The sequence below is a fragment of the Marinicella meishanensis genome (assembly GCF_019931145.1).
GTDB lineage: Bacteria > Pseudomonadota > Gammaproteobacteria > Xanthomonadales > Marinicellaceae > Marinicella > Marinicella meishanensis.
This window is the reverse complement of sequence record NZ_JAIOUV010000001.1, coordinates 432,493-457,691: the sequence shown is the minus strand read 5'-3', so window position 1 is coordinate 457,691 and position 25,199 is coordinate 432,493. Positions and strand designations below refer to the sequence as shown.

Here is a 25,199-nt window from a genome sequence, read left to right as displayed (position 1 = left end):
CCAGGCTTAAATATTCGTGAATTCATGGCCCAGTATCTGCCTCAATGTTTTGCAAAAATTGCACGGCCGCAGACAAATCATGGGTGACCGGCATGTCTGGCAATGAATTCAAAAACATCGGGCCATAGCCTTTGCTGATCAGCCGCCGATCACAGATCACCAACACCCCACGGTCTTGTTCCCCACGAATCAAGCGCCCAGCGCCTTGTTTCAAGGCAATGATGGCTTTGGGCACCTGCAGGTCAAAAAAGGCCTTACCGCCGTGTTTATTGATGTGTTCAATCCGGGCTTTGAGCACCGGGTCGCTGGGATGCGCAAAGGGCAATTTATCAATGATCACACAAGACAAACTGGTGCCCGACACATCGACCCCTTCCCAAAAACTGGCGGCACCCAACAGCAAGCCATTACCGGCCTGGCGAAATGAATCCAGCATCTGGTTGCGATCGGCGGTGCCCTGTACAAACAGCGGCTTGTTGGTTTTGTCCTGAAAAAACCGCGCCGCCATCTGCAACGAGCGGTGTGAAGTGAACAAGAAAAACACCCCACCTTGGGCCTGTTCCAACAACGGCAACACATAGTCAAACATGGCTGGGTTGAACTCAAAGTCATTCGGCTCTGGCAGGTTCTTCGGCAACAACAGCAAAGCCTGCTGCGGGTAATCAAACGGACTGTCCAACAACAAGGTGCGGGCGTCTTCAAAACCGGTTTGCTGTTGAAAGTGGGCAAAGCTTTGGTTCACCGTCAAGGTCGCAGAGGTCAACACCCAAGCCGTGTCAAAAGCGGCTCGAAAGGCTTGCAAAGGGTCGGCAATGTCCAGTGGCGACTTGTGCAAGGCAAAATACTTGTCTCGGGCCTCAAACCAATACACGTGATTGGCATCGGCTTGGCTTTGCATGTCCGACAACAAATCCAGCATGGCGGTCAGCCGCAAATAGGTGTTTTGTAAGCCTGGGCTTTGCACCACCAGCGGCTCAAGTGCTGCCGCCAGTTGTTGCATGTGGTGTGACAACAAGTCAAACGCCTCGATGATCATTGGGGTCTTGAACAGGCGATGGGTGCTTTCCCGATCCGGCATCTGACTCATGGCCAACAATGCATCGCGCAGGGCCCGTTTCAGGTGCTCATGTGGCTCACTGATGGCGGCAAAGGCGGCATCCACCTCACCGGCTTCAGCCAACAGGTCACTGAGCAATTCATGACACTGTCGGGAGCTGAACAATTGACTGAAAAAGCGCCCGGCGATTTCCGGAATCTGGTGCGACTCATCCAACACCAACACATCAGCAGATGGCAACAGTTCACCAAAACCACCTTGTTTGATGGCCATGTCGGCAAACAACAAATGGTGGTTGATGACCAACAAATCGGCATCCAGTGCCCGACGTCTGGCGCGGTACACAAAACAGTCTTGGTAGTGGTCGCATTCGGCCCCCAGACAATTTTCAGCCGTTGAGGTGATGTTGGCCAACAGCATGTGGTTTTCTATGTACTCAACCACTTCGGCCAACTCACCATGCTGGGTTTGGTGAATCCATTGTTTCAGGTGCGCAAACAAGGGCTTGTTTTCCGGAAAGCGGCTGACCGGCTGCAATGTGGCTTTGTGGTAACGGTCCAGACACAGGTAATTGTTGCGACCTTTGAGCAAGCGCACTTTGGGTCGGATGCCCAGCAGCTTCAACAACAGGGGGATGTCTTTGGTATACAGCTGATCCTGCAGTGTTTTGGTGCCGGTTGAAACAATGATTTTTTGCCCCGAAATCAGCGCCGGTAACAAATAAGCGAAGGTTTTGCCGGTGCCGGTGCCGGCCTCAACAATCAACACCTGTTGCTCAGCCATGACCTCGGCGATGGTCTCAGCCATCAACATTTGTTGTTCGCGGGGCTGAAAAGAGTCCAGTTGTTGGGCCAACAGCCCATCGGCGCCCAATAAGTCCCTGACCGAATCCATCAAAAGCGGTTGGGCCGTTGGGTCGAGCAACTGGCTATCGACTCCAAAGCCTGGGCTTGAATGGCCACTTCTTGCAGCAGCTCAGCCGCCAGGGCTTGGGTGCGACGCGAACGTTCGCACAAGGTCCCTTGGTCTGGGCCCTGATTGACCACCAGGGTGGACCAATACATGGCTTGTTGATACTGCCCGTCTGCCAGGTAGGCTTCGGCCAAGTGCTGTTGGACCAGCGAAGACCCCGGCACAATCGACAGGCCCCGCTGGATGGTGAGGATGGCTTCGGCCAAATCACCGGCTTCGCGCAATGCATCGGCTTCTTGCAACAAATCATGCACCGCTGCCGGCACCAGGGGGTTGACCTGGATCAAAGAGGCGTTGCCGGCTGCAGGATCGCGGATTTCTTGGTCGACATCAACACGGCGTTGGGTACAGTGGGTCAACAGCAACAGCAGCAACAGGCAGCCCAAGCTGCGCAGCCAGAGAATGGGTGGGTGACTGAACATAGCGCTTAATCTTAACTTTTGCCTTTGATTAATCAAGACTTCAAGCGCAAGAAGTGGAAAAAAAACGCCGGCGGCGGCCGTTCAAGTTCGGCAGCGGTCGATCACAGGTTTTTAAACAGGTGTCCCCACAGCACCAAAGCACCGTTGCTGCCAGAGTATGGGGTCGGCTGGTTGTCGTCGCGGCCAACCCACACCGTGGCCAGGTATTGGTGATTGAATCCAGCAAACCAACTGTCTCGACCTTGGTTGGTGGTGCCGGTTTTGCCAAACAAGGGTCCGGTCAGCTGGAAAGCCGTGGTCAGTTTGCTGGCGGTGCCGGTGGTGGTGATTTGGTGCAAGGCCCAATTGATGGTGTCGATGTGGTCTTGGTTCAAGTGGTGGTTCATGGCCTGTTTGGACCGGCCCAAAATGCGGTTGTCTTGATCGGTCACATAGCGGATGGAATTGATGAATTGATTGGCCCCACGGGAGGCAAACAAGCCAAACAGGTGCTGCACTTCGAACGGCGTCAATTCGGTGGCACCCAGGAACAAAGCCGGGTGGTTGTTGCGTTGTACCTGCAACCCCAGTTGTTGCAAAAACCCGACCAACCGCGCCAACCCAATTTGTTGGCCCAAGTCCACCGTGGCTTGGTTGCGGGATTGGATCAAGGCGGTGGCGGCGGTGATCTCGCCCATGCTTTTGCGGTCCCAATTGTTGGGCTGCCAAGTCTGCTGATCGGCGGTTTTGATGGTCAATGGTTCATCACGCAAGGTCGATTCCAGAGAAAACGCCGGATTCAGCTCCAATGCCGCCAAATACACCAGTGGTTTGATCAATGAACCGATTTGGCGCTTGGCCAACAAGGCCCGGTTGTATTGGGACGCCGCCGTTTTGGATCCGGTGACGGCCAACAACTCACCGTTTTTGGCGCCACTGACCAAAATGACACTTTCCACCTCCGTGGACAACCACTCGCTGGTGCGGCGGGCGGTTTGGGTGGTCTTGTACTGCACATAGGGATCCATGCTGGTGAACACCCGCAAGCCCTGACTTTTCAGATCCTGTAAAGAAAATTGTTTCCTGATTTGACTGCTGACCACATCCATGTAGTCGGCAAAATCGGTTTTCAGCTGCCGGTTGTTGGACAGCGCCAAGGGGCTGGCTTTGGCTTGTTGATGTTGGGTGGGGTTGATCACCCCGGTATCCAGCCACACTTGCAACACCACGTTGCGCCGTTGCAAGGCCCGCTCGGGTTGGCGGTAGGGGTTGTACCAAGAGGGCCCTTTGATGATGCCGATCAACAAAGCCTGTTCGGCCAAGGTCAGTCGGGCCACCGGTTTGGCAAAATAATATTGGGCCGCTTCCACCACCCCATGCACCGCCACTTTGCCTTCCTGGCCCCAGTACACTTCATTGAAATAGGTTTCCAGGATTTCGCCTTTGCTCATTTTGCGTTCCAACAAGGTGGCCGCCAAAGCTTCGTGTAATTTTCGCAACAAGCTGTTTTCACTGTAGTGCAGCTTGTTTTTGATCAACTGTTGGGTGATGGTGCTGCCGCCTTGCACCACTTCACCAGCCAGCAGGTTTTTCACCGCCGCACGCAGGATACCCAACCAGGAAACCCCATGGTGGTTCTTGAAATCCCGGTCTTCCACCGCTTGCAAACCGCGAATCATGCTGTCAGGAATCTGTGGCAACTGAATCGGCTGCCGGTTTTCAAAATCGGCGGTGTAAAAACGGCCGATGATCGGGGGCTCCAAGCGGGCCAAAGCCGGCGTCATGGATTGGATGGATTGGGCCCCCAATTGCAGCTGGATGCGTTGCGGTTGGGTGGCGGCTTCTGGAAACACAAATCCCTTGCTGTGGATGGTGTACTGCTGGCCCTGGCGCCGATATTGCCCCGGTTTGGGTTCACCGGCGGTGACCTGATACCCCAGCAGGTCCAACTCAAAGCTCAGGGCTTTGGCGGTCAATGACTGACCTTGGTACAGTTCCAAAGGGCGGGCATAGACCACCGAGGGGATGTCCCAACGGTCTTGAATGATGGTGTCGGTGATGTAATTGATGTAGAAATACCAGGGCACAGACAAACCAAACATCAAACCAAAGACAAATATCAGGCCCTTGAACAAGATGCTTCGCACACGTTTGGGTTGGTTTTTTTTGCTGGGCAAGGGGCTCTTGACGCGGTTCACAAAATCAAAGTCAGCATGTTAACATGAGATTCAAAGTAAATGCCTACAATGGGCAACTGCCATTCATATCCAGAGGACCACCATGAAATCAAAGCCATTGTTTTTGGCCTTCGCTGCCTGCAGCGGCCTGGCCCACGCCGACACCACCCTGACTTACCATGATGCCAATGGGCAAACCAGCAGCGTCATCTACCTCAGCGACGGCATGAGCAAAATCACCAACCAAAGTGAAACCAGCACCGACTTGATTTTCAACGCCCAAACCAACACCTTCACGGTGGTCAATCACCCCGAGCAAAGTTACCTGCTGTTTGGCGTCAAGGAGATTGCTGCCTTGTCCGATGTGTCGGCCATGGTGGACAAAATGCTGGCGGAACAATTGGCCCAATTACCGGCCGGCCAACGCGAACAAATGCGTGGCATGATGGAAAACATGATCAAACAACAGATGCCCAAAGCAGCCCCGGTGCCAGAATACAGTCGGTCAGGCCAACAAGCCAGTCACAACGGTTTTGCTTGTGAGACCATCATCAAAACCGTGAATGGCCAAGCCAGCGGTGATTTTTGTGTCACTGATTACAGCGCTTTGGGGGTGTCGACAGCGGAATACCAAGCCATCAGTGCCTTCATGAAAACCGCCGAAAAAATGGCCGCCCAATTCGGTCAAGACCAAAGCATGAATTTTGCCTCAATTGGCCAGGTGTTGCCGGTGTACTACCGCATGGGTTCAGAACAAGCCTATCTGGTGGCGGTCGATCACGGCACCTTGGGCGCCCAGACCTTTCAAGTGCCCGAGGGGTATCAACAACAAGCCTTGCCGACTGAAATGCTGCAGTGATTCACCGCGCCGCGGCCCATGATCGGTGGCAGCAACCGACTGCATTAGACAGCCCGGGGGGGGATGAATTTTGGTAGAATGCGCGGATGCCAAAAAATGTTCACATCGTTCATTACAACAGCCAACAGGATCAGCAGTCTGATTTTGCGTTGTACAGCACCCTGCCTTCATTCAATGATGACCTGAGGCAGCTGATTGAACAACAGGTGCCGGCCGACCGCATGGTGGTGCTGGTCAATGAGCAGGCTGTCTTACCGCCCCATTGGCTGACCCGCTTGTGTCAACCGCTGCTGGACAATCCCGAGGTGAACCAGGTTTCAGCCCTGAGCTTACAACACCCGGAGCTGTCTCCCATCCGGCACCCTTTTGCCGGCGACTTGCCAAGCCTGGACCAGGCCATTTACTTGCTGCAAGATCCGGGCTTTTTCAGCATCCAGGTGACCAACCCCCATGGCATGGCCTGGCGTCACAAGGCCGCCATGGCAAGCCCTGGCTGGTCGGTGGCGGTGAACAACCTGGTGCTTGATGTGCCACCGGCCAAAGGCCCATTGTCACCCCCGGAAGCCATTGACGTCGGTGACCAACACCCCTTACCGGCCCATCCGCTGGCCGCGGTGCAAGCGGCTTTGGCCAATTGGGCCGTTGACCATGGAGCGGCTGGCTATCCCGGACTGGACCCCACCAACACCGTGTTGCATGTGGTCATGGACTGGGGTGGCGGGGTGCATCGCTGGACCAATGATTTCATCAACAACCACCCAGAATTCAACCATTGGGTGCTCATCAGCGCCGGCGAGTTTTTTCGGCAGCGCCAAGGCGAACGCTGTTTGCTGTATTGGGGCCACACCGATGGCCTGCTGGTGCAAGAGTTTCACTTCAGTGATCCGATCGCCGCCACCGCCACCGAGCACCCAGAATACGCGCAAATGATGCGTCACTTGGTGTCGCGGTACTCGGTGGATTTGGTGGTGGTGTCGTCCTTGATTGGCCATGCCATGGACTGTTTGCGCACCGGCCTACCAACCTGGCGGGTGTTGCACGATTATTTTCCCCATTGGCCCAGCCTCAATGCCCAGTTGGATCAAGCCAAGGTGACCGAAGACGACCTGCAACTGGCTATGGACCGCAGCGCCGATGAACCCTTTGGCCGCATAGACCGCGACACCTTGGATCACTGGCAACAGGCCCACAACGACTGTTTGGCGGCCAGCAATGTGACCGTCATCGCACCGGATGTGTCGGTCAAAACCAACCACCTGAAACTGCCCCATGCCAGCAGTTTTGCCAAAACCCAGATCATCCCCCACGCCGCGACCGAATTGCCGGCAATCCGGTACCAAGCCACGGCCAAACCCTTCAAAATATTGGTGTTGGGTCGCATCAGCCAACCCAAAGGAGAGGCCTTGTTGCGCCAATGTGTGGACCAACTGGCCGATGCCTTGCACTGGCAATTCATCTTGTTGGGTGCCGGCAAGCATGGCAAGCTGATGGCCGATTTGCCCAACACCCAAGTGATCGAACAATACGACATGGCTGACCTGGGTCGCTTGGTCAATGAGCTGTCACCGCAATTGGCGTTGCTGACTTCCATCACTGCTGAAACCTTCAGCTACACCCTGTCTGAATTACTGAGCCTGGGGGTGCCGGTGTTGGCCACCGCAGTGGGCGCTTTTGTCAGCCGCATTGAAGACGATCACAACGGTTGGTTGGTACCCGCAGAGGCCACGGCCATGGTCGACAAGATCCAAACCCTGAGCACACAACCTGACGCCTTGGAACGGGTCCACCAACAGGCTTTACAAACCACCTTACCGACCACCGATACCGTGGTCTTGGCCTATCAGAACTTGCTCAAAGATTTGGCTCCCAAATCGCCTGAGTACCACAGCATCGGGTTGTTGGACCCAGCGGCCAAAACCGCACTTTGGGGCCAAAGCCGGCTCGATGTGGCCCAACAAAAGCAACGCATTGGGTCACTGGAACAAGATTTGTCCACCAAGATCAGCTGGGCCGAACAATTGGACGAGCACAACCAACACCTGACCGAAAATCTGGCGCTCGAACGCACACAAAACGACCATTTAACCCAGGTCACCACCGAACAAACCGAAGCCATCCAACAGTTGGAACAGGCGGTCAATGCCTTCAAAGGCGAAATCAATGGCTTGCAACAGGAACTGCAAGAAGCCCGCACGCACAACCAACATTTGGACCAACAAATCGACCAATTGCACGCTGCAAACAGCACGATTCAGGGCCAACTGCAAGAGACCCTCAACAGCCGATCCTGGCGGTACACCGCCCCATTGCGGCGCTTCACCACCTATGCCAGACACAAACGCAACGCCGTGAAATTCCGTTTCAAACAGCTGCGATCATTGCCCCGTCGGGTGATCAACAGCCTCAAAACCCGCGGTCTCAAACAAACCGCGCAACTGGCCAAAAACAAGCTTAAAAAACCGCCCGCTGCGGTTCCAGTCACGGCCCACAACTTGCCACAGGACTTTCAGCCCTTCAGTGTGCCGCGCGCCGAACAACCTGTGGTCAGTGTGGTGATCCCGGTTTACAACCACTTTCAACACACCAATCACTGCTTGCAATCCCTGTCGCGACTGGCCGATGAAACACCATTTGAAGTGATTGTGGTGGATGATTGTTCCAGTGATGAAACCGCCACAGCCTGCCCACAAATCGACGGCATTCGCTACCACCGACAAGCCGAAAATGGCGGCTTCATCGAAGCTTGTAACACCGGCGCGGCCATGGCTGCAGGCCAGTATGTGTTGTTTTTGAACAATGACACCGAGGTGCTCGATGGTTGGTTGGACAACCTGGTCAAAACCTTTGCCGCACAACCACAGGCCGGACTGGTCGGCAGCCAGCTGTTGTATCCAGATGGCCGTTTGCAAGAAGCCGGCGGCATCGTCTTCAGTGACGCCTCTGGCTGGAACTATGGGCGGCTGGACTCTCCCGATGCGCCGGAATACCAACACCTGCGCGAAGTGAGCTACATCAGTGGTGCCAGCATCATGATCAGCCGGGACTTGTTTGAACAGCTGGGTCGGTTTGATCAACGCTACAAACCGGCTTACTATGAGGACACCGACTTGGCTTTTGCCGTGCGCCAAGCCGGCTTGAAAGTCTATTACCAACCCCTCAGTCGGGTGATCCACTTCGAAGGCATTTCTTCGGGCACCGACCTCAACTCAGGGACCAAAAAATACCAGGTCATCAACCAACAAAAATTCCTCGACAAATGGGCAACGGCCCTGTCCCAACAACCCCAACCGGGCACCGACATTGAACTGGCCCGTTTTCAACAGCAGCCACCCCGGGTGTTGATCCTGGATGCCTGCACCCCCACGCCGGACCAGGATTCGGGTTCCTTGCGCATGATGAACCTGATGCAAATCTATTCGGAATTGGGCCATCACGTCAGCTTCATGCCGGAGAACATGGCCTTTTTTGATGCCTACACCCAAGACCTGCAAAGGCTGGGCGTGGCCTGTATCTATGCCCCCAAATACGGCTCTGCGGTGGATTATTTACAAGCCAAAGGCCGGTATTACGATTTGGTGATCCTCAGCCGTTACTATGTGGCAGAACCGGTGATGCCGATGATTCGCAGCTACTGCCCCAAAGCCCAAATCTGGTTTGACACGGTGGACCTGCATTACCTGCGCGAAGGGCGCATGGCGGAAATGGCGGGCGATGCAGCGGCGGTCAAAGCGGCGGCCACCACCAAACAAAAAGAATACGCCGTGGCCCAAGCTTGTGATTTGACCCTGGTGGTCAGCCCCTATGAAAAACAAGTGATGCACGAAGAAAACCCCGACATCGAGGTGGCGGTGTTGTCCAACATCCATGCCATCCATGGGGGTCATGTGGGGTATGAACAAAGCCGCGACATCATGTTCATAGGTGGTTACCAACACACCCCCAATGTCGACGGTATTTTGTGGTTTGTTGAAGACATTCTGCCCACCATTTGTCAGTCAATTCCAGCCTTGAAACTGCACATCATTGGCTCCAAAGCACCACCCGAAGTCGTGCAACTCGGCGACCACCCCAATGTGGAGTTTCACGGCTTTGTGGCTGACATTGAACCGCTGATGCGCGGCATCAGATTGGCCGTGGCACCCTTGCGCTTTGGCGCCGGGGTCAAAGGCAAAGTGAACATGAGCATGAGTTATGGTCAACCCGTGGTCGGCACCCATGTGGCCGTGGAAGGCATGTATACCCAACACCGCCATGACGTGATGATGGCTGATGACGCCGCGGCTTTTGCCGCAGCGGTGACCGAGCTTTACCAATCGCAAACGCTGTGGGAACAATTGTCCAAAGGCGGCCTGGAAAACGTTGAAAAGTGGTTTTCTTTTGCAGCCGCGAAAAACACCATTGCCGATTTGATGCCGAACAAAGGTGGTGTTTGAGCCCAAAAAAGCACCCGGATTCAACCAATTAGGTCACATTCCTTGAAATGTGGTTAAAAAAAACTTTAGACCTGATTGATATTTGGCTACAATCATATACCTTGACACCTAAAAAACACACAACACATGCCGCTGTGTGCGGTGGCTGGCCACTTCCCGAACCAGCCAGAGAATCAGAGGGTAGGATGAGATGGGTGAGTTAAAAAACAAAAAATTGCTGCTGAGCGTGCTGACATTGCTGATGTTTCTGTTGGCATGGGTCGAAGGCGCCCAATTATCAATTCCCTTGTTGCTGTTGGTGATCACCATGGCAGCCGGTTGGGGCTACACCTTTCCAGTCATCAAAGACCGTTTTGATGAAGACTTTGCCAACAAAGTTAATTGGATCGTGCCGGTGGTGGGCAGTTTGTGGTTGTCTTTGGGGTTTTGGCTGATTGATCCGGTGCATGTGCCGCTGTTCGTGGCTTTGTTGATGACCTGGGTGACCGGGGTGTTGCTGTTCAGCGATTTGAACCTGGAAAAGACCGCCATGGCCTTGGGTTTACCGGTGCTCAGTGTGTTGGCCTTGCTGCTGTTGCAACCAGCCAATCAGTTGGGCTTATCCCATCCTTTGGTGTTCGCCTTGTTGCTGTTGATCACTGCGGCCTTTATGGTGACCGCCACTCGCTGGTTATTGCGACCGGATAAAGAACAACGGAAAAAGAACGAACCCTTGCCAGCCAGCCTGGCCAAGCAAGTGAAAAAAGCCGAAGACGCTTTACACGAAATTAAAGTGTTGAAAGAACAAATCAAAAACCTGCAGGTCGACTTGTCGGCAGCAGAAATGGCCAAAATGGAGTTCCTGGCCACCATGAGCCACGAAATCCGCACCCCATTGAATGGCATCGTGCCGTTGATTGACATCGTTATGGACACGGAGTTGAATGCCTTCCAAAAAGATTATTTGACCACCGCCCACACCTCAGCCACCCAAATGCAGAAGTTGATCGACGACTTGCTGGATTACTCCAAAGTTGAAGCGGGTAAACTGACCACCGAAGTCACCGGTCTGAAGGTGCGCAAGGTGGTGGAAGAAGTGCTGGATTCATTGGGCTCATCGGCCGAACGCAAAGGCCTGGAAATTTCGGTCAACATCGATGACCAGATCAATCCCCTGTTGCGCGGTGATCCAATTCGGGTCCGACAGGTGTTGACCAACATCCTTTCCAATGCCATCAAGTTTTCCGACCATGGCAAAATCAAGGTCGATGTGAAGAAGGTCAAAAACTTCACCACCAAGGAATTGATTCGTTTTTCGGTCAAAGACCAAGGCATCGGCATCGCACCGGATCAAGTGGAAAAATTGTTCAACGCTTTCACCCAAGGGGACAATTCATCGACCCGCAAATTCGGCGGCACCGGATTGGGCTTGGCCATCAGCAAAAAAATCGTTGAATTGCTCAAAGGACAAATGGGTGTGGAATCGAAAAAAGGGGTGGGCAGCACCTTTTGGTTTGAAATTCCGTTCACCAAATCGGCCGGTGATGCCTTGCACGGTGGCACCGAAGTCCACCAACATCAGGCGGTGTTGTTGAACACCAACCCGGTGTTGTTCAAACGCATTCAAGCCTCCTTGGAAAAAGCCCTGTTACCGGTACAAACGTCGTTGAACTACCAACATGCCTTGTCTCGAATTCAAGCCGCCCGCGGCATCCAGGATGGCAAAACCACCTTGCTGTTCATTGATTTCGACACCAATGCCAAAACCCTGCGACAAATATTGTTGTTGGTTGAAAAAGGTGAGTTGGATGATGTCTGGATCTGTGCCATCACCACCGGTGGGCACATCGCTGGCATCAAACAATACAAAAACATCCAGATCATGCACCCTGACAAGGAAATTGAACTGGTCATAGGCGAATTTGAACGGCGCTATTATCCCGAAGAAGTTATGGAGCTGGACGAAGCCCCTGACAGTGATGACGAATCGTATGAAACCGAGGCCAAAGATCCTGCGGAAGAAGCCGCACCGGCCGCCAAAGAACCGGTGGATGTCAGCGACATTTCAGACACCATTTTGTTGGTTGAGGACAATGAAGTGAACCTCAAGGTGGCACAAAAGCTGATTGACTACATCGGCTTCCCCTTTGATGTTGCAGAAAACGGCATGGTGGCCCTGAATAAGGCCAAGAAAACCCGCTACCGTTTGATATTGATGGATTGTCAGATGCCGGTGATGGACGGCTACTTCTGCACCAAGCGCATTCGCAAATACGAAGCCAACAACAACCTCAACCACACACCGATCATTGCCATGACGGCCAATGCCATGCTGGGCGACAAAGAAAAATGTTTGGATGCGGGGATGGACGACTACATGTCCAAACCACTGAACCGCTACATTTTGGAAAAAACCCTGAAAAAATGGGACCCATTGGCGGCACAAAAATCGGCCCCCAAAGGCACCGATCAAGAACAAAGCCCAAAGCCCATGGCCAACGACAAGGTCAATTCCAAGTGGCTCAGCACCCGGGCCTTGTCTGAAATCCGCTCCTTCATGGGCGATGAAACCAATTCCTTGTTGGATTTGTTCCAACAAGAATCTCCCGGTATGTTGAACCAACTCAACACCTTCAACCAAACCCAAGATTTTGCCGCCGCCCGACAAATCGCCCACACTTTGAAGTCGACCGGGGCCAACATCGGCGCCACCGGCTTCAGCCATTATTGCAAGAAAGTGGAAGCCGCTGCCATTGAAGAACTGGAGCAGGAAGTGATCGACAACATCCAAAATGCCCGCAAGGCTTATGTGTTGACGGTGAACGAGATCAGGAAGTACCAAAAACAACTGCAAGAAACCGCCTGAAACCGACCGCCCAACCCGGTTTCGTTCAGCTTCTGTTCAGATAACTGCCCTGTTTTCATTAGGCGGCAAATGATTACCTTTGGTTGGTTGATATTGCCATTCTCCCATAGTAAATTACCCTCCCTTTGACCGCAAAATACCTGATGAAATTTCGTTACCTTTTGTTGTTTGTGACTGGCTCCAGCTGGGGGGTGCAAGACAACCCCGAGACCCACACGCCCGCACCGGATGAGGACCAGATCGAAAACCTGGCACCGCTGCAAGTCACCGCCAGCAAAACCGCCACCACCACCAACGACAGTGCTGTGGCCGTGTCGGTGGTGACCCGCGATGAAATCAAGAACAAACCCAACACCTTGTTGCCCGATTTGTTGCGCCAGGAATCCGGCGTTTACATCCAACAAACCACCCCGGGTCAAGGCATCCCTTTCATCCGTGGTTTGAAAGGTTCAGGCAATGTGCATTTGGTCGATGGCATGCGGGTCAACACCGCCTTCTTCCGCAACGCGCCAAATCAATACCTGGCCTTGGTGGATTCCTTCATGACCTCACAGATTGAAGTGGTCAGAGGCCCCAGTTCGGTGCTGTACGGTGGTGATGCATTGGGTGGTGTGGTCAATGTCCTGACCCACACCCCCGAATTTTACAGCCCAGACTGGGAAATGACCGGTCAGGTATTCAGCTCCTGGGACAGTGCCGATGAAAAATGGATTTCACATGTCGGTGGTGACATTGGCAACAACAAAATCGCCAGCACCTTTGGCCTCAGCTACCAAGACATTGGCCAACGCACCACCGGTTCTGGCCAAACCATTCCTTTCACCGCTTACACCGCCCGCTCATTCAACAACAAATGGGTGCTCAACACCTCCAACAGCTCACATTGGGTGTTTGACATTCAATACACCCACCAACCGGCCACGCCCCGGGTGGATAATCTGGTGGCTGGCTTTGGCGAGACCGAACCCGAATCAGCGGTTTACCTGTTTCAACCCAATGAGCGCCAATTTGCCCATTTGAAACACACCACTGCTGAACCAACCCGCTGGTATGACATGGCCAATTACCACCTGGCATTCCAGAAAATCACCGACAACCGGTTCAGCATGCCACGGTCAGAAAGCCGCACCGACACCGAACAAAACCACAGTGACTTGTTCACTTTTCAGGCTGACTGGAACCGCGCCATGAGTGATGAAAGCATGTTGGTGTACGGCATTGACACCTACCACGACACCATCACCAGCGCGCGCCAACGGGTGCTGGCAGACGGCACCGAAGTGCCCCGAGACCCGCGTTATCCTGATGGCTCAAGCATGCGACAAATCGCGGTGTTTGCCGATTGGCACCAATACCTGGGTGACCATGAGTTTTCCACCGGACTGCGTTTCAGTGATTACGACATCGATCTCAACAGCCCCGATATTGACAACGACCGCCTGAGCCTGACCGATTTGACCTGGCATGCCAGCTGGCTGTACCGACTGAATGACCAGGACCGCCTGTTTGCCAATGTCGGCCGCGGTTTCAGACCACCCAACATCTTTGACTTGGGCCAAGTCGGCGAACGTTCGGGCAACCGCTTCAACATCATCAACCCGGATCTGGAACCGGAATCGGTGATCTCTTTGGACCTGGGCTACAAACACGCCGGCAACGGCTGGCAAGCCGAAGTGGTGGCTTTCGTCTCCCGCTATCAGGACGTGATCGCCTCGGTGGAGACCGGTGCGGTGACTGACGATGGTTTGGCTGTGGTGCAATCGCAAAACATCAACGAGGTGGACATCTATGGTTTGGAGGCTGAACTGAATTACTATTTCGACAACGGCGGCCATTTGTTCACCAACTTAACCTACACCCACGGCACCGAAGAAACCACCGATGGCGAAGGACCGGCTGACCGCATCCCACCTGCCTTTGGGGTGGTTGGCTATCAACAAGACCTCAGTGATGAGTGGGTGGTGCGCTCACAGGTGCGCTATGCCAACACCCAAGACCGCTTGAGCGCCCGGGATTTGACCGACCCACGCATCAATCCATTTGGCACCGGTGGTTTTGTGGTATATGATACGCACTTCACCTGGCGCCACAGCATCAATGGTCAGGTGAGACTGGGTGTGGAAAACATTTTTGACAAAAAATACCGCGAACACGCGTCGGGATTGGATGCCCCAGGCAGAAACTACCACGTTTCCTTTTATTATGATTTTTAGGCAATGAATCATGTTGATATTTGACAAGTCCAAACCAGGTCGCACAGCGACCGCCCAATCCCCCAACGAAGTTGATGTGTCCCACCTGATCCCCGAGGCTTATCAACGCGGCTCCCGTTTGGGCATGCCCCAAGCCAGTGAGTTGGATGTGGTGCGTCATTACACCCAACTGAGCCAAAAGAATTTTGCCATCGACACCAACTTCTATCCCTTGGGCTCATGCACCATGAAATACAACCCACGGGCGTGTAATTCATTGGCCATGAAGGACGAGTTTTTGGCCCGTCACCCCTTGGCCCACGTCAGCTTGTCCCAAGGCTATCTGGCTTGCATGTATCATTTGCAACAGATCCTGCAAGCCGTGACCAACATGAAAGGCGTGTCTTTAACGCCCATGGCCGGCGCCCAAGGCGAGTTCTCCGGGGTGGCCATGATCAAGGCGTATCACGACGATCGCCAGGATTTTGCGCGCAAGGAGATCATCGTGCCGGATGCGGCGCATGGCACCAACCCCGCCACCGCCATCATGTGTGGCTACCGCGTCAAAGAAATCCGCACCGATGAAAACGGCAACGTCGATATGAACGCACTGGATGCGGCACTGGGCCCCCAAACGGCCGGCATCATGCTGACCAACCCATCGACCCTGGGGGTGTTCGAAAGCCAGATCAAAGTGATTGCCGAGAAAGTCCACGCCGCCGGCGGCCTGTTGTACTACGACGGCGCCAACCTCAATGCCATTTTGGGTAAAACCAATCCCGGCATCATGGGCTTTGATGTGATCCATATGAACCTGCACAAAACCTTCTCCACCCCACACGGTGGCGGCGGCCCGGGTTCGGGCGCCATTGGCGTGAGTGAACGTTTGTTGCCCTTCATGCCGGTGCCATTCGTCGGCAAAACCGACGACCAATACCATTTTGTAACCGCCCAAGACCGACCCAAATCCATTGGTCAGTTGTCGACTTTTGCCGGCAATGCCGGGGTCAACCTCAGGGCTTATGTCTATGCCCTGCTCAATGGCCGCGAAGGCATGCAGCGCATCTCTGAGTTCGCCACCTTGAATGCCAATTACCTGATGAAACGCTTGCAAGCAGTGGGATTTGATTTGGCCTTCAAAAACCGTCGGGCCAGCCATGAATTCATTGTGACTTTGAAAAAACAAGCCAAGGATCTGGGTCTGACCGCCAGCGACCTGGCCAAGGCTTTGTTGGACGAAGACATGCACGCACCCACCGTTTACTTCCCCTTGTTGGTGGCCGAATGCCTGCTGATCGAACCAACCGAAACCGAATCCAAACAATCCATCGATGCCTTTGTCGAAGCCATGGCCAAGATCTTACAGCAAGCCAAAGACGACATCGGCGTGTTGAAAGCCGCACCCTACACCACCCCGCGTCGCCGTTTGGACGAGGTGAAAGCGGTGAAACAACCCAACGTGGTGCACAAGATCCATGCCTGATTCAGGCTTTCGTGGACCGAAGGAAATCTACCGGGCTTTCCAGTGGTCCATGCAAGGCCTGAAAGCGGCCTACCGGGCCGAAGCCTCCTTTCGCATGGAAGTCTACCTGTGCGCCATTTTGATCCCCGCGGCTTTTTTCCTGGCCGCCACTGGCTTGCAACTGATCCTGTTGATCGGCTCTTGTTTATTGGTGCTGTTGGTGGAAATCCTGAATTCAGCGATCGAAGCCGTGGTTGACATGGTCTGTGGTGATGAGCACCATGAATTGGCCGGGCGGGCCAAAGACATGGGTTCGGCAGCGGTATTCATCGCGCTGCTGATGGTGGCCTTAACCTGGGGCGTGATCGGTTACCAAAATTTATTGGCCTAAGGCCATTTTACAACCCCTGACATTCACCACTTGCCCTGATTCTCCATCGACTGCCACGGCTCTTGCAGGGGCAAGGCTTCACCCTGCTGCAGCAACTCAATCGAGATGTTGTCCGGGCTGCGGATGAAGGCCATGCGCCCATCGCGTGGCGGGCGGTTGATCACCACCCCTTGATCCATCAACTGTTGACACAGTGCATAGATGTTTGCCACCGAGTAAGCCAGGTGGCCAAAGTTGCGGCCCTCACTGTAGCCCTCGGTTTCGTCCCAATTGAAGGTCAACTCTACCATGGCCGATTCATCCCCCGGCGCATGCAAAAACACCAAAGTGAAACGACCTGCTGGCACCTCTTTGCGGTGGTGCTCGACCAACCCCAGTTTGTTGACAAAAAAATCAAGCGATTCATCCAGGTCTCTAACCCGGATCATGGTGTGCAGGTATTTCATTGTGCAGTTTTTCCAAAAGCAACCATGATAATGAATCAAACCAAGCAGCACAATCATTTTCCAAGCAATCAAATCGATGCTGATGTCAATCCAGTTATTTTGAACAATCATTCAACAATGGGGTCTGTCGTTTTACGATGATCTTGGTATTTTGGACTTAATTAATAACACAAAGGAGCTTCATATGTACAAACACCTGACTTTGATCCTGGCAATGCTGTGGGTGGCAACACCCAGCGCGTTCACCTTGAATCAAAAACTCGACCCCAGCCAATCTCAAATCTACTTGGTACCCAATTCGACTGAGTTGTTGGGAGACCGGCTGATTTACTCGCACACTTTCTTTCTGATCAATCAGGCGGAACCCGGACTATACGCTTGGGACCTTGACAGCCAAGAAATAGAAAAATTGGTGGCCGGTGAGCTGGTGCAGTCAAATGACAGCCCCACTTACTTCAAACAAGACAACACCTTGTTTTTTCTGCACAAAGAGGCCGGAGAAACCAAACTGTGGCAGACCGACGGCACCCCCGCTGGATCAGCCTTGGTTTACCCGGAAGTAGTTTATCCCGAATTCAATACCAGCAATGATTTGCTTTACATGGTGGAAGCCATCAACAACCGGTATGTGGTCACCGATGGACAACAGGCCGTGGTTCACGAAGTGGCTCTGGTCGGAAACTCAATCAATGACCTTTGTGCCTACACCACAAACCACATCATTGGCGTGAGTCTGGTCAATGACGTTTTGGTGTTGGTTCGTTCCGATCAAGGGGGCACTTCCACCATTGATCTCGTTATTCCTGATGACGCCGATGACGCCACCATCCGTTTGGTGGGTGACGAAACGGCCTGTTATGCCATGGTGCCCAATTTCGATGATGGGACTGACTTGTGGCGGATTGCTGCATCCGGTGAAATCACTTCACTGAATGACCTGTTGGGAGCCAATTTTACCCACGATTTATTGATGCACGAAGGGCGTTTGTATGTCAGGCAATCCGGTGGCCAAGCAGCCGGGTATGAAATCAAACGCCTCAACCAAGCTGGTGATGCTGTGGATGCCACATTTGTTGATTTTGATGACCCATCCTTGGTCATCACAGACTGGTATTCTGTGGGGCCTTATATTGCCATTGACACCACCCGTCCAGATGACTCAGATGCCTTGGTCACCACGCGCTTACTGGCCCGCCAGCTGCCAGATTTACCTTTGGCTCTATATCATTCACGCACCAAGCCACTCACTGCACGATCAACCAATTCTGCGTCACTGCTGACCAACACCTATGCCCAAGCCAACGGTCTGATCACAACCAACGTTTTGCTGAACCCCTTTGCAGCGGACACCCTGTTTTTGTCACTGCCATTGGGACCTGATGCACGGGTTCTGGCTGACGGCCAATCCGATCGAATTGTGGTCGCCACCAACAACATGATTTATGAGATCGAAGACACGCCCGATATTGGCACCATCACCAAGGGTGCATGGATTGACCCCACCTTAGAAAACCAAGGCTTGGTGATTCAAGTGGCTCAACGCAACAACGGCTCTGAATATGTCTTTGTAACGGGGTACACGTTTTTGGATGGCCAGCCATTTTGGTTTGCTGGCAATGCCGAATTGAACAGGCCCATCAGCACTTTATCCGTTGATGTCTTTCAATACGATGGGATTGGTTTATTCGCCGCCGATGCCACCCCCAACCAGACCCCTTTTGCCAACTTGGAGCTTACCATGACGGCTTGTGACCGGCTGTCGGCCAACATCGTAACCAGCACCGATACCTATGACCTTGATTTGTACCGCGTGGATGACAGATCACACAATCAATTGTGTCAAAACCCGCGTGGTTTGACCAAGTAGTTGATCGGGTGCTCAGCGCGGGCCTGTTTGACCATGTCCCGAACCTTTTGCAGTAAGGTCGGGGCGTGGTGCGGGATGCCCTCTTTGATCGTCCAAGTGATGCCACCGGTGGTCTCATCGCCGGTCAGTGGTGGGATGTTTCGAGGCAACAGCACCGACAAGTCAGCCAAAGGGTTGCCATTGACTACGACCAAATCAGCCACATAGCCTATGCGCACCTGGCCCAAGCGGTCTCCCAAGCCCAATACCTGCGCTGAATTCATGGTGGCGTGTTTGATCACTTCCAAGGGGTGAAAACCCGCTTCTTGGTGCAGCTGCAGTTCGCGCAAATAGCCAAAGCCAAACAATTGATAAATGTAGCCGCCGTCTTCACCGGTGGTGATGATGCCACCCTTGTCAGCGAAGTCGCGCAAGGCTTGGAACCAGATTTGGTAGTTTTCTTTCCAAAACACTTCGTCGGTGCTGGTCCAGCCCCAAAAAAATGAACCATGTGATTCAGGATCCGGCTGAAAGAATTTTTCCAGCCCTGGGTGCAAGTAATCCTGAAACCAAGGTGAGGTAATGGCCCGCTGCAGGTCTCTGGAAGCTTCATAGATCACCAGTGTTGGGTCCCAAGACACCCCCGCATCCACCAAGCCTTGCAACACCCGATCCAGCTTGTCTGGATCGGCTTCACGCCACAGCCGCCCGGCATAGCGAAAGCGGTGCAATTCATTGGAATAATTCATGTCCGCAGGGAATTTTTGCACCCCTTTCAAGGCCGCATCAGGCACCCCATACCAATGTTCGATGCTGGTGGTACCGGCGCTCATGTTGTCCCAGGCCGTCATGTCTTCCACCCCCACATGGTTGGCCACCGGCAGCCCGTGTTTTTTGGCCAATGCCGAGGCGGCCATAAAGGTTTGTCGATCCATCATGCCAAATTTCAAACCATCCACGCCTTGTTTTTTATAACCTTTGATGATTTTTTGCAGTTCTGCTTCACGGTGGTTGCCCCAAATCCCAGGATACACCAAGATGCGCGGTGCGATGATGCGGTGTTGGGCACTGAGTTGGCGGTGCCCTAAGGTGGTTTCCAAATCACTGCCCAAATCCCGTATGGTGGTGATGCCACTGGCCAACCACAGGTAATGTTGATACGGTTGCGGCATGTCAATATCGGCCCGTTCGGTCATGCTGTGGGCGTGCATGTTGATGAATCCGGGCAGCACATAGCCGCCCCGGGCATCCAATTCCTGGATCCCTTGTTGGCGGATTTCGGCATCGACTTTGGACCGGCTTAAAGCCTCGATCAGGCCATCTTTGAGGTGGATGTCATAAGGGCCTTCAGCGGGTGTGCCCACCCCAACCACCACCATGGCATTGGTGATCAACAGTTCTTCATGCTGTTGTTGATGCAGTGAAACATCGGCCGACAACAACTGGGTCCAAAAAAGTGTTAAGGTCAAAAAGGTTTTCATGGGTGGCTCTTGGCTGGGAAATGACCTTGATTGTAGCAATCCGGGTGGCTTTTCTCCAGACCCAGTCGAATACCACGGCCCTGCCAAGCTTAACGCTGTCTGAACAGAAATCAGCGATTCAGTTTCGATTCAGTCGCCACCCTTAAATTGGATTCCACAGTAACAACAGGAGATTCAATCATGAAATCTTTGCAATCCTTGCTCTTGGTAACCGCTCTGGCATTCAGTGCTTCGGCTTTGGCAGATCGCTCCAGAGATGGCGGTCATCGGGGCCACAACAACAAACATCAACACCACAATCAACAGCAAAACAAACAACAGCGCTCACACAAGCACAACAACCAACACCAGCGTGGGGGTTACCGCGACCACAGCCCCAAGGGTGCCCATGGTTCACGGCACGAAGCCCATCAGCGCAAGCACCACAAAAACAAGCATGACCAAGCTCGACACGGTCATGGAAACCAGCATGCCCATGGCCAACACCATTCAAATCGCCAAGGCCACCGCGGTTTCAATGGTGATTACCGCAGCAACCGGCATTTTGATGACCGCAACCACCATTACCATGACCGCGGTTACAATCGCCACAACCGCTATGACCGGTATGATCGCGGTGGTTACATTGCGCACAACTACTACAAGCCCAAACGGCACTACAAAAAGTGGAAAAAGCGCATGAAGAAATACCGCAAGCACTTGCGCAACCATTACCGCCACCTGTATCACTACAATGTGTACTATGATGATTATTACCGCTATCGCCCCTTGCGGGGACTGGGCCATTATTTCGACCGGCCGGGTTATGGCTACGGTCACTGGCATGAAGGCATGTGGTGCATGGACTACCATGATGAATGGTTTTACCGCAATTACTACACCTACTATCCCTATCACGACGGCTGGCGTCATGGCGATGGTGACTTCGGTATCTGGTTCAGTTTTAACTTTTGATCAAACCCCCTTATCAGGATGATCCAAAGGGCCCCACCGGGCCCTTTTTTTATGGCCAGTCCAACTGGTGTTTTGCCAACAAGGCCTTGACGGTGCCATCCACCATGTCATTGCTCTTGGCCAATTCATAGAGCGCTTTGGCCTCGGCCCATCGTTGCAGCTGCAGTTTGGTCACCAACAAAGTGTGGGCATAGTATTTGTTGTTGGGCTCGGCTTCATGTACTGGTTGCAACAAGGCATCCACGGCCGCAAACTGGGCCTGGGCCTCGGCAGTTTGTCCCAGTTGTTGTTGTAAATCAGCCACCAGCAACAAGTCCACCGCCAAGTCATTGGCGGCTGAATAATTCAAGGGGTCCGCAGCGTACAATTCTTGGGTGGTGGCCAAAGTGAATTGGTAATACCGCAAGGCCGCGTCCAAATCGCCCAATTGCTGAGAAATTTCACCCGCCGTGCCGTAAGAATAGGCATGTTCGCGCTCATACTCTTGGTTGAACGGGGCTTTGAGTTTCAGGGCATCACCCAATTCAATGGCTTGCAACACCGCCTGTTGGGCTGGCTCCAACTGTTGGTCTTCCAAATAGAAAAAGCCCAATTGGTTGTACAAAATGCGTTGGTTGTGTTGTTTTTTCAGGTCTTCTGGGTCCAACGCCATGCTGGCTTGGGCGTGTTCGATGGCCAACAGCAGGTCGGTGATGCCCTGACTCAACTCGCCATAATCCAATTCATACCAGGCTTTCATTTGTAAACTTTGGGAGCTGGCATACAACCAATTGGCATCCTCAGGGTTGTTGGCCAGTTGGCGCTGCGTGATGGCCACGGTGTTGGCCACTTGGGCCGCCGACTCATCCCGGGCATACTCCATGTAATGATAACCCAACTCCATACTGGCTTCCCACAACGGCAGTTGCGAACTGCTTGGGTCCAACAACAGCAGTTGCTGCATGGCCAAAATCGATTCATTCAGCACCCGCTCGGTGGCTTGCTCTTGCCCGGCAGATACCAATACCTGGCTCTCATAGACCTTTAAGTTGGCCAGCAAAGGCAGGTGGTCCAAGGGGTCGGCCCCGGCCTCCAAAGCCTGTTGTAAATGTTTTTCGGCCTTCCGAAACATGCTTTGCGCTTGCTCTGATTGTTCCAGGTAGTCGAACACGCGACCGGTGTTGGCGTAAGCCTTGGCTGCTTGCAAATGGCCGGCCTGGTCCAAGGTCAGCGGATCCTGTTTGCCCAAATGGTCGACACTTTGGTTGACCACACTCTGCAACACATCGATGCGACCAATGCGCTCCAGGTTCTCATACAGGTCATCAAGCATGAAATTCATCAATTCATCGGTGGCATTTTTTTCGGCAATGGTCAGCTGTTGTAAGTGGTGGGTATCGCGGGTGTATTTGATGGTGAAAAACACCGCTGAAACCAGCGCCATCACCAGCCCCAAAGTGACCCAGGGATGGCGCTTAACCGATTTGGCCACCACCGCTGTCAACTTGTGGTTATCGAAACTCAAGGGGAACCCTTGTTGCCACAGGCTCAGGTCTGAGCGCAGGGCATCGGCACTGGGATAACGTTTGGCCGGGTCGACAGCGGTCAGTTTGCTGATCACCCGGCGCAAATCTTTGGGCACATCGGCCGCCACCATCGCCTGTCGCAAGTCATCGGCATGTGTCAGCGCCGTGGCTTGGCCTTGACGGGTCAGCAACAAATGCCCAAACAACACGCCCAAGGCATACAAATCGGTGCGCTGGTCCACCGTTTGGCCTTTGATTTGTTCCGGCGCGCTGTACCCGCGGGTGCCAAAATTCATGGCCACCTGATCACCTTGCTGCATGGCGATGCCAAAATCTATCAACACCGGATAGGGCACGTCATTGATGTTGTTGACCAACACATTGCCGGGTTTCAAGTCTTTGTGAAACACCTGGCGGTTGTGTACAAACTGCAAGGTCTCACACAAGTCCATCATCAACTTGACCACCCCTTCGGTGTTCAAACCATGCCGTTTCACGTGTTGATCTATGTGTAAGCCATCGATGTGGTCCAACACCAGCCAGGGTTTTCCCTGCGCCGTGATGTTGCCATCAATGATGGTCACCACCCCCGGGTGGCGCAAGTCCGCCAACAACTGCATTTCCTGCAAAAATTGTTGTTTCAAGGAGGGGTGGTCAAATTGACCGGAAATGAACTTGATGACCACCGTTTGTTGATACACCCCATCAGACCGAGCGGCCAAGTAAATGTCACTTTGCCCACCGGAGTCAATTTGTTGAATGATTTTGTATTTGTTGTGCAGTTGCTGATCGTGCAAATCGGCATCCAGGAAAGTGTGGTTGATCAGGTTGGGGGTATGGTCGCTCAAAGCGTTCAGTTCAACGCGGGAACAACCTTTGTTGCGCAAATAGGCATCCAGCTCAATGTCCTCATCCTGATCCAATTCCGCATTGATTTGTTGCCACAATTGTTCGAGGTCTTTTGGCGTCATGTCAAAGATCTGATGGTGGGATTCATTGCATGGCCACGGCCAACATGGCGCGGGCTTTTTTCCAGTTACGGAACACCGTTCGCTCACTGACCTGCATCACCTCAGCGATGTCAGCAAACTCCATGTCACCAAAGAATTTGTAAGTGAACACCTGTTCCAGCTTTTCATCAAAGGCTTTGAGCCGCTGCAGTTGCTTTTCCAAGTCCAACAAGTAACTGGATTCTTTGAACACCGGCTGGTGCAGCTGGTCGGTTTCTTCCACATAGGTGATCAACTGATTTTTCTTGGCTTCATTCAACAGGATGTGCCGCATCGCCAATGCCGAATAAGCGAAGAAGTGGTTGCGGTCATTGAAGGTCTTGGCTTGTTTTTGACTTTTTAGCCAGGCTTCATTGACCAAGGCGGTGGTGTTGATGCCGGTGCCTTTGACTTTGAACCGTTGGGTGCGGGCTATTTCTTTCAACCGTTGGTAGACCGCTTCAATGTCCTTGTGCTGGTCTTGGGTCAAAGCGGATTGGTCGTTGTTTAATAGCTGGGTTAAGTTGGCTGAGTCCATGTGAAACGCACGCTGTCATTGCCAATTAGCCTATCAAAACAGCGGTTATATTGCAATCACAAGCCATACAGCAAAAAAACTGTCAGTGTCCCAGCACCTGACTTGTTTATCTCAGTAAGCAAATAAATTCCAAGAGGAGCACAACATGAACACCCGAAAACTTTTTGCCTTGATCGCAGCCACCGTATTACTCAGCGCCTGTGGTGAAAGCGGCACCCCTCAAGAGCGGGTGGAAAACAACCTGTCAAAACTGGTTAAGGCCTGTTCTGACCAAGGCGGAGACTACAGCGACGCCGCTGGCCTGGTGGTCTACAATGGCTCCGATCGAGACCGCAAATTCAAAGACTTGGCCTCGGCCGAAGGCGAAGACCGCAGTGTCTTGAACTCAACCTGCTATCAATTGAGCAAGTTGATGAATGGTAAAAACAGCTATGTGCTGACCCAGTTTGCCGAAGAGCCCGAGAGTGAAGGCACTTGGTACATCCAAACCGTCAAATTTGATGGTGATCGCACCGCGCAACTGGCATTCTTGGACATCAATGGCACCATGGCTTTGGGCGACATCGACTGATCACGCTCCAGGTATGATCCGAACCACCGCTCGGCCACGGAGCGGCGAATACCAGGTCGACCACAGCGGGCCGAAGTGAT

General features: G+C 53.2%; 16 protein-coding genes. 9 read left to right on the top strand and 7 right to left on the bottom strand.

What is annotated here, in order from left to right:
* Positions 1-22: 22 nt before the first annotated feature.
* The 3 genes from yoaA to K7G70_RS02020 all read right to left on the bottom strand — a co-directional run bounded on the left by yoaA (position 23) and on the right by K7G70_RS02020 (position 4,628).
* Positions 23-1,951: a DNA repair helicase YoaA gene (gene yoaA, locus K7G70_RS02030; protein ID WP_223786923.1), complete on the bottom strand. Its 1,929-nt coding sequence runs from the start codon at positions 1,949-1,951 to the stop codon at positions 23-25.
* Entirely contained in the window at positions 1,951-2,451 is a 501-nt protein-coding gene (locus K7G70_RS02025) for a tetratricopeptide repeat protein (RefSeq protein ID WP_223786922.1), read from the bottom strand. The genes yoaA and K7G70_RS02025 overlap by 1 nt, the downstream gene beginning before the upstream one ends.
* Positions 2,452-2,552: 101 nt before the next feature.
* Positions 2,553-4,628 carry a transglycosylase domain-containing protein gene (locus K7G70_RS02020; protein ID WP_348525066.1) on the bottom strand — a complete coding sequence of 692 codons (2,076 nt, stop codon included), beginning with the start codon at positions 4,626-4,628 and terminating at the stop codon, positions 2,553-2,555.
* An 82-nt stretch (positions 4,629-4,710) separates the two neighbouring features.
* Between K7G70_RS02020 and K7G70_RS02015 the strand changes: the two genes are divergently transcribed.
* From K7G70_RS02015 to K7G70_RS01990, 6 genes are all read left to right on the top strand, one after another.
* A complete protein-coding gene (locus K7G70_RS02015) occupies positions 4,711-5,466 on the top strand; it encodes a hypothetical protein (protein ID WP_223786921.1) in 756 nt (251 codons plus the stop codon).
* Positions 5,467-5,552: 86 nt separating this feature from the next.
* Positions 5,553-9,899, top strand: a complete 4,347-nt coding sequence (locus K7G70_RS02010; protein ID WP_223786920.1) for a glycosyltransferase — start codon at positions 5,553-5,555, stop codon at positions 9,897-9,899.
* Positions 9,900-10,089: 190 nt separating this feature from the next.
* The gene (locus tag K7G70_RS02005; protein WP_223786919.1) at positions 10,090-12,744 is read left to right on the top strand and encodes a hybrid sensor histidine kinase/response regulator; all 2,655 of its coding nucleotides are present in this window, start codon (positions 10,090-10,092) and stop codon (positions 12,742-12,744) included.
* A 143-nt stretch (positions 12,745-12,887) separates the two neighbouring features.
* Positions 12,888-14,957, top strand: a complete 2,070-nt coding sequence (locus K7G70_RS02000; RefSeq protein ID WP_223786918.1) for a TonB-dependent receptor plug domain-containing protein — start codon at positions 12,888-12,890, stop codon at positions 14,955-14,957.
* A 10-nt stretch (positions 14,958-14,967) separates the two neighbouring features.
* On the top strand, positions 14,968-16,419 hold the full coding sequence (gcvPB, locus tag K7G70_RS01995) for an aminomethyl-transferring glycine dehydrogenase subunit GcvPB (RefSeq protein ID WP_223786917.1): 1,452 nt from the start codon (positions 14,968-14,970) through the stop codon (positions 16,417-16,419).
* The gene (locus K7G70_RS01990; RefSeq protein WP_223786916.1) at positions 16,412-16,789 is read left to right on the top strand and encodes a diacylglycerol kinase; all 378 of its coding nucleotides are present in this window, start codon (positions 16,412-16,414) and stop codon (positions 16,787-16,789) included. Before gcvPB ends, K7G70_RS01990 begins: the two co-directional genes overlap by 8 nt.
* A gap of 23 nt (positions 16,790-16,812) precedes the next feature.
* Here K7G70_RS01990 and K7G70_RS01985 read toward each other — a convergent pair whose 3' ends face one another.
* Positions 16,813-17,235: a VOC family protein gene (locus tag K7G70_RS01985; protein ID WP_223786915.1), complete on the bottom strand. Its 423-nt coding sequence runs from the start codon at positions 17,233-17,235 to the stop codon at positions 16,813-16,815.
* Between the two features lie 184 nt (positions 17,236-17,419).
* Between K7G70_RS01985 and K7G70_RS01980 the strand changes: the two genes are divergently transcribed.
* On the top strand, positions 17,420-19,102 hold the full coding sequence (locus tag K7G70_RS01980; protein WP_223786914.1) for a hypothetical protein: 1,683 nt from the start codon (positions 17,420-17,422) through the stop codon (positions 19,100-19,102).
* Here the strand turns inward: K7G70_RS01980 and K7G70_RS01975 are convergent.
* The gene (locus K7G70_RS01975; protein WP_223786913.1) at positions 19,075-20,562 is read right to left on the bottom strand and encodes an amidohydrolase family protein; all 1,488 of its coding nucleotides are present in this window, start codon (positions 20,560-20,562) and stop codon (positions 19,075-19,077) included. The two genes, K7G70_RS01980 and K7G70_RS01975, sit on opposite strands and share 28 nt — an antisense overlap.
* 180 nt (positions 20,563-20,742) lie before the next feature.
* Here K7G70_RS01975 and K7G70_RS01970 point away from each other — a divergent pair, with 180 nt between their 5' ends.
* Positions 20,743-21,516: a hypothetical protein gene (locus K7G70_RS01970; protein WP_223786912.1), complete on the top strand. Its 774-nt coding sequence runs from the start codon at positions 20,743-20,745 to the stop codon at positions 21,514-21,516.
* A 49-nt stretch (positions 21,517-21,565) separates the two neighbouring features.
* Here K7G70_RS01970 and K7G70_RS01965 read toward each other — a convergent pair whose 3' ends face one another.
* The gene (locus tag K7G70_RS01965; RefSeq protein ID WP_223786911.1) at positions 21,566-23,992 is read right to left on the bottom strand and encodes a serine/threonine-protein kinase; all 2,427 of its coding nucleotides are present in this window, start codon (positions 23,990-23,992) and stop codon (positions 21,566-21,568) included.
* A gap of 22 nt (positions 23,993-24,014) precedes the next feature.
* Complete coding sequence (locus K7G70_RS01960) at positions 24,015-24,548, bottom strand: ECF-type sigma factor (RefSeq protein WP_223786910.1); 534 nt, start codon at positions 24,546-24,548, stop codon at positions 24,015-24,017.
* Between the two features lie 145 nt (positions 24,549-24,693).
* Between K7G70_RS01960 and K7G70_RS01955 the strand changes: the two genes are divergently transcribed.
* On the top strand, positions 24,694-25,119 hold the full coding sequence (locus K7G70_RS01955; protein ID WP_223786909.1) for a hypothetical protein: 426 nt from the start codon (positions 24,694-24,696) through the stop codon (positions 25,117-25,119).
* The last annotated feature ends 80 nt before the right edge of the window (positions 25,120-25,199 follow it).

Coding starts and splice junctions, on each gene's coding strand:
- yoaA (WP_223786923.1), bottom strand. CDS start 1,951: ATGGATTCGGTCAGGGACTTATTGGGCGCCGATGGGCTGTTGGCCCAA.
- K7G70_RS02025 (WP_223786922.1), bottom strand. CDS start 2,451: ATGTTCAGTCACCCACCCATTCTCTGGCTGCGCAGCTTGGGCTGCCTG.
- K7G70_RS02015 (WP_223786921.1), top strand. CDS start 4,711: ATGAAATCAAAGCCATTGTTTTTGGCCTTCGCTGCCTGCAGCGGCCTG.
- K7G70_RS02010 (WP_223786920.1), top strand. CDS start 5,553: ATGCCAAAAAATGTTCACATCGTTCATTACAACAGCCAACAGGATCAG.
- K7G70_RS02005 (WP_223786919.1), top strand. CDS start 10,090: ATGGGTGAGTTAAAAAACAAAAAATTGCTGCTGAGCGTGCTGACATTG.
- K7G70_RS02000 (WP_223786918.1), top strand. CDS start 12,888: ATGAAATTTCGTTACCTTTTGTTGTTTGTGACTGGCTCCAGCTGGGGG.
- gcvPB (WP_223786917.1), top strand. CDS start 14,968: ATGTTGATATTTGACAAGTCCAAACCAGGTCGCACAGCGACCGCCCAA.
- K7G70_RS01990 (WP_223786916.1), top strand. CDS start 16,412: ATGCCTGATTCAGGCTTTCGTGGACCGAAGGAAATCTACCGGGCTTTC.
- K7G70_RS01985 (WP_223786915.1), bottom strand. CDS start 17,235: ATGAAATACCTGCACACCATGATCCGGGTTAGAGACCTGGATGAATCG.
- K7G70_RS01980 (WP_223786914.1), top strand. CDS start 17,420: ATGTACAAACACCTGACTTTGATCCTGGCAATGCTGTGGGTGGCAACA.
- K7G70_RS01975 (WP_223786913.1), bottom strand. CDS start 20,562: ATGAAAACCTTTTTGACCTTAACACTTTTTTGGACCCAGTTGTTGTCG.
- K7G70_RS01970 (WP_223786912.1), top strand. CDS start 20,743: ATGAAATCTTTGCAATCCTTGCTCTTGGTAACCGCTCTGGCATTCAGT.
- K7G70_RS01965 (WP_223786911.1), bottom strand. CDS start 23,992: ATGACGCCAAAAGACCTCGAACAATTGTGGCAACAAATCAATGCGGAA.
- K7G70_RS01960 (WP_223786910.1), bottom strand. CDS start 24,548: ATGGACTCAGCCAACTTAACCCAGCTATTAAACAACGACCAATCCGCT.
- K7G70_RS01955 (WP_223786909.1), top strand. CDS start 24,694: ATGAACACCCGAAAACTTTTTGCCTTGATCGCAGCCACCGTATTACTC.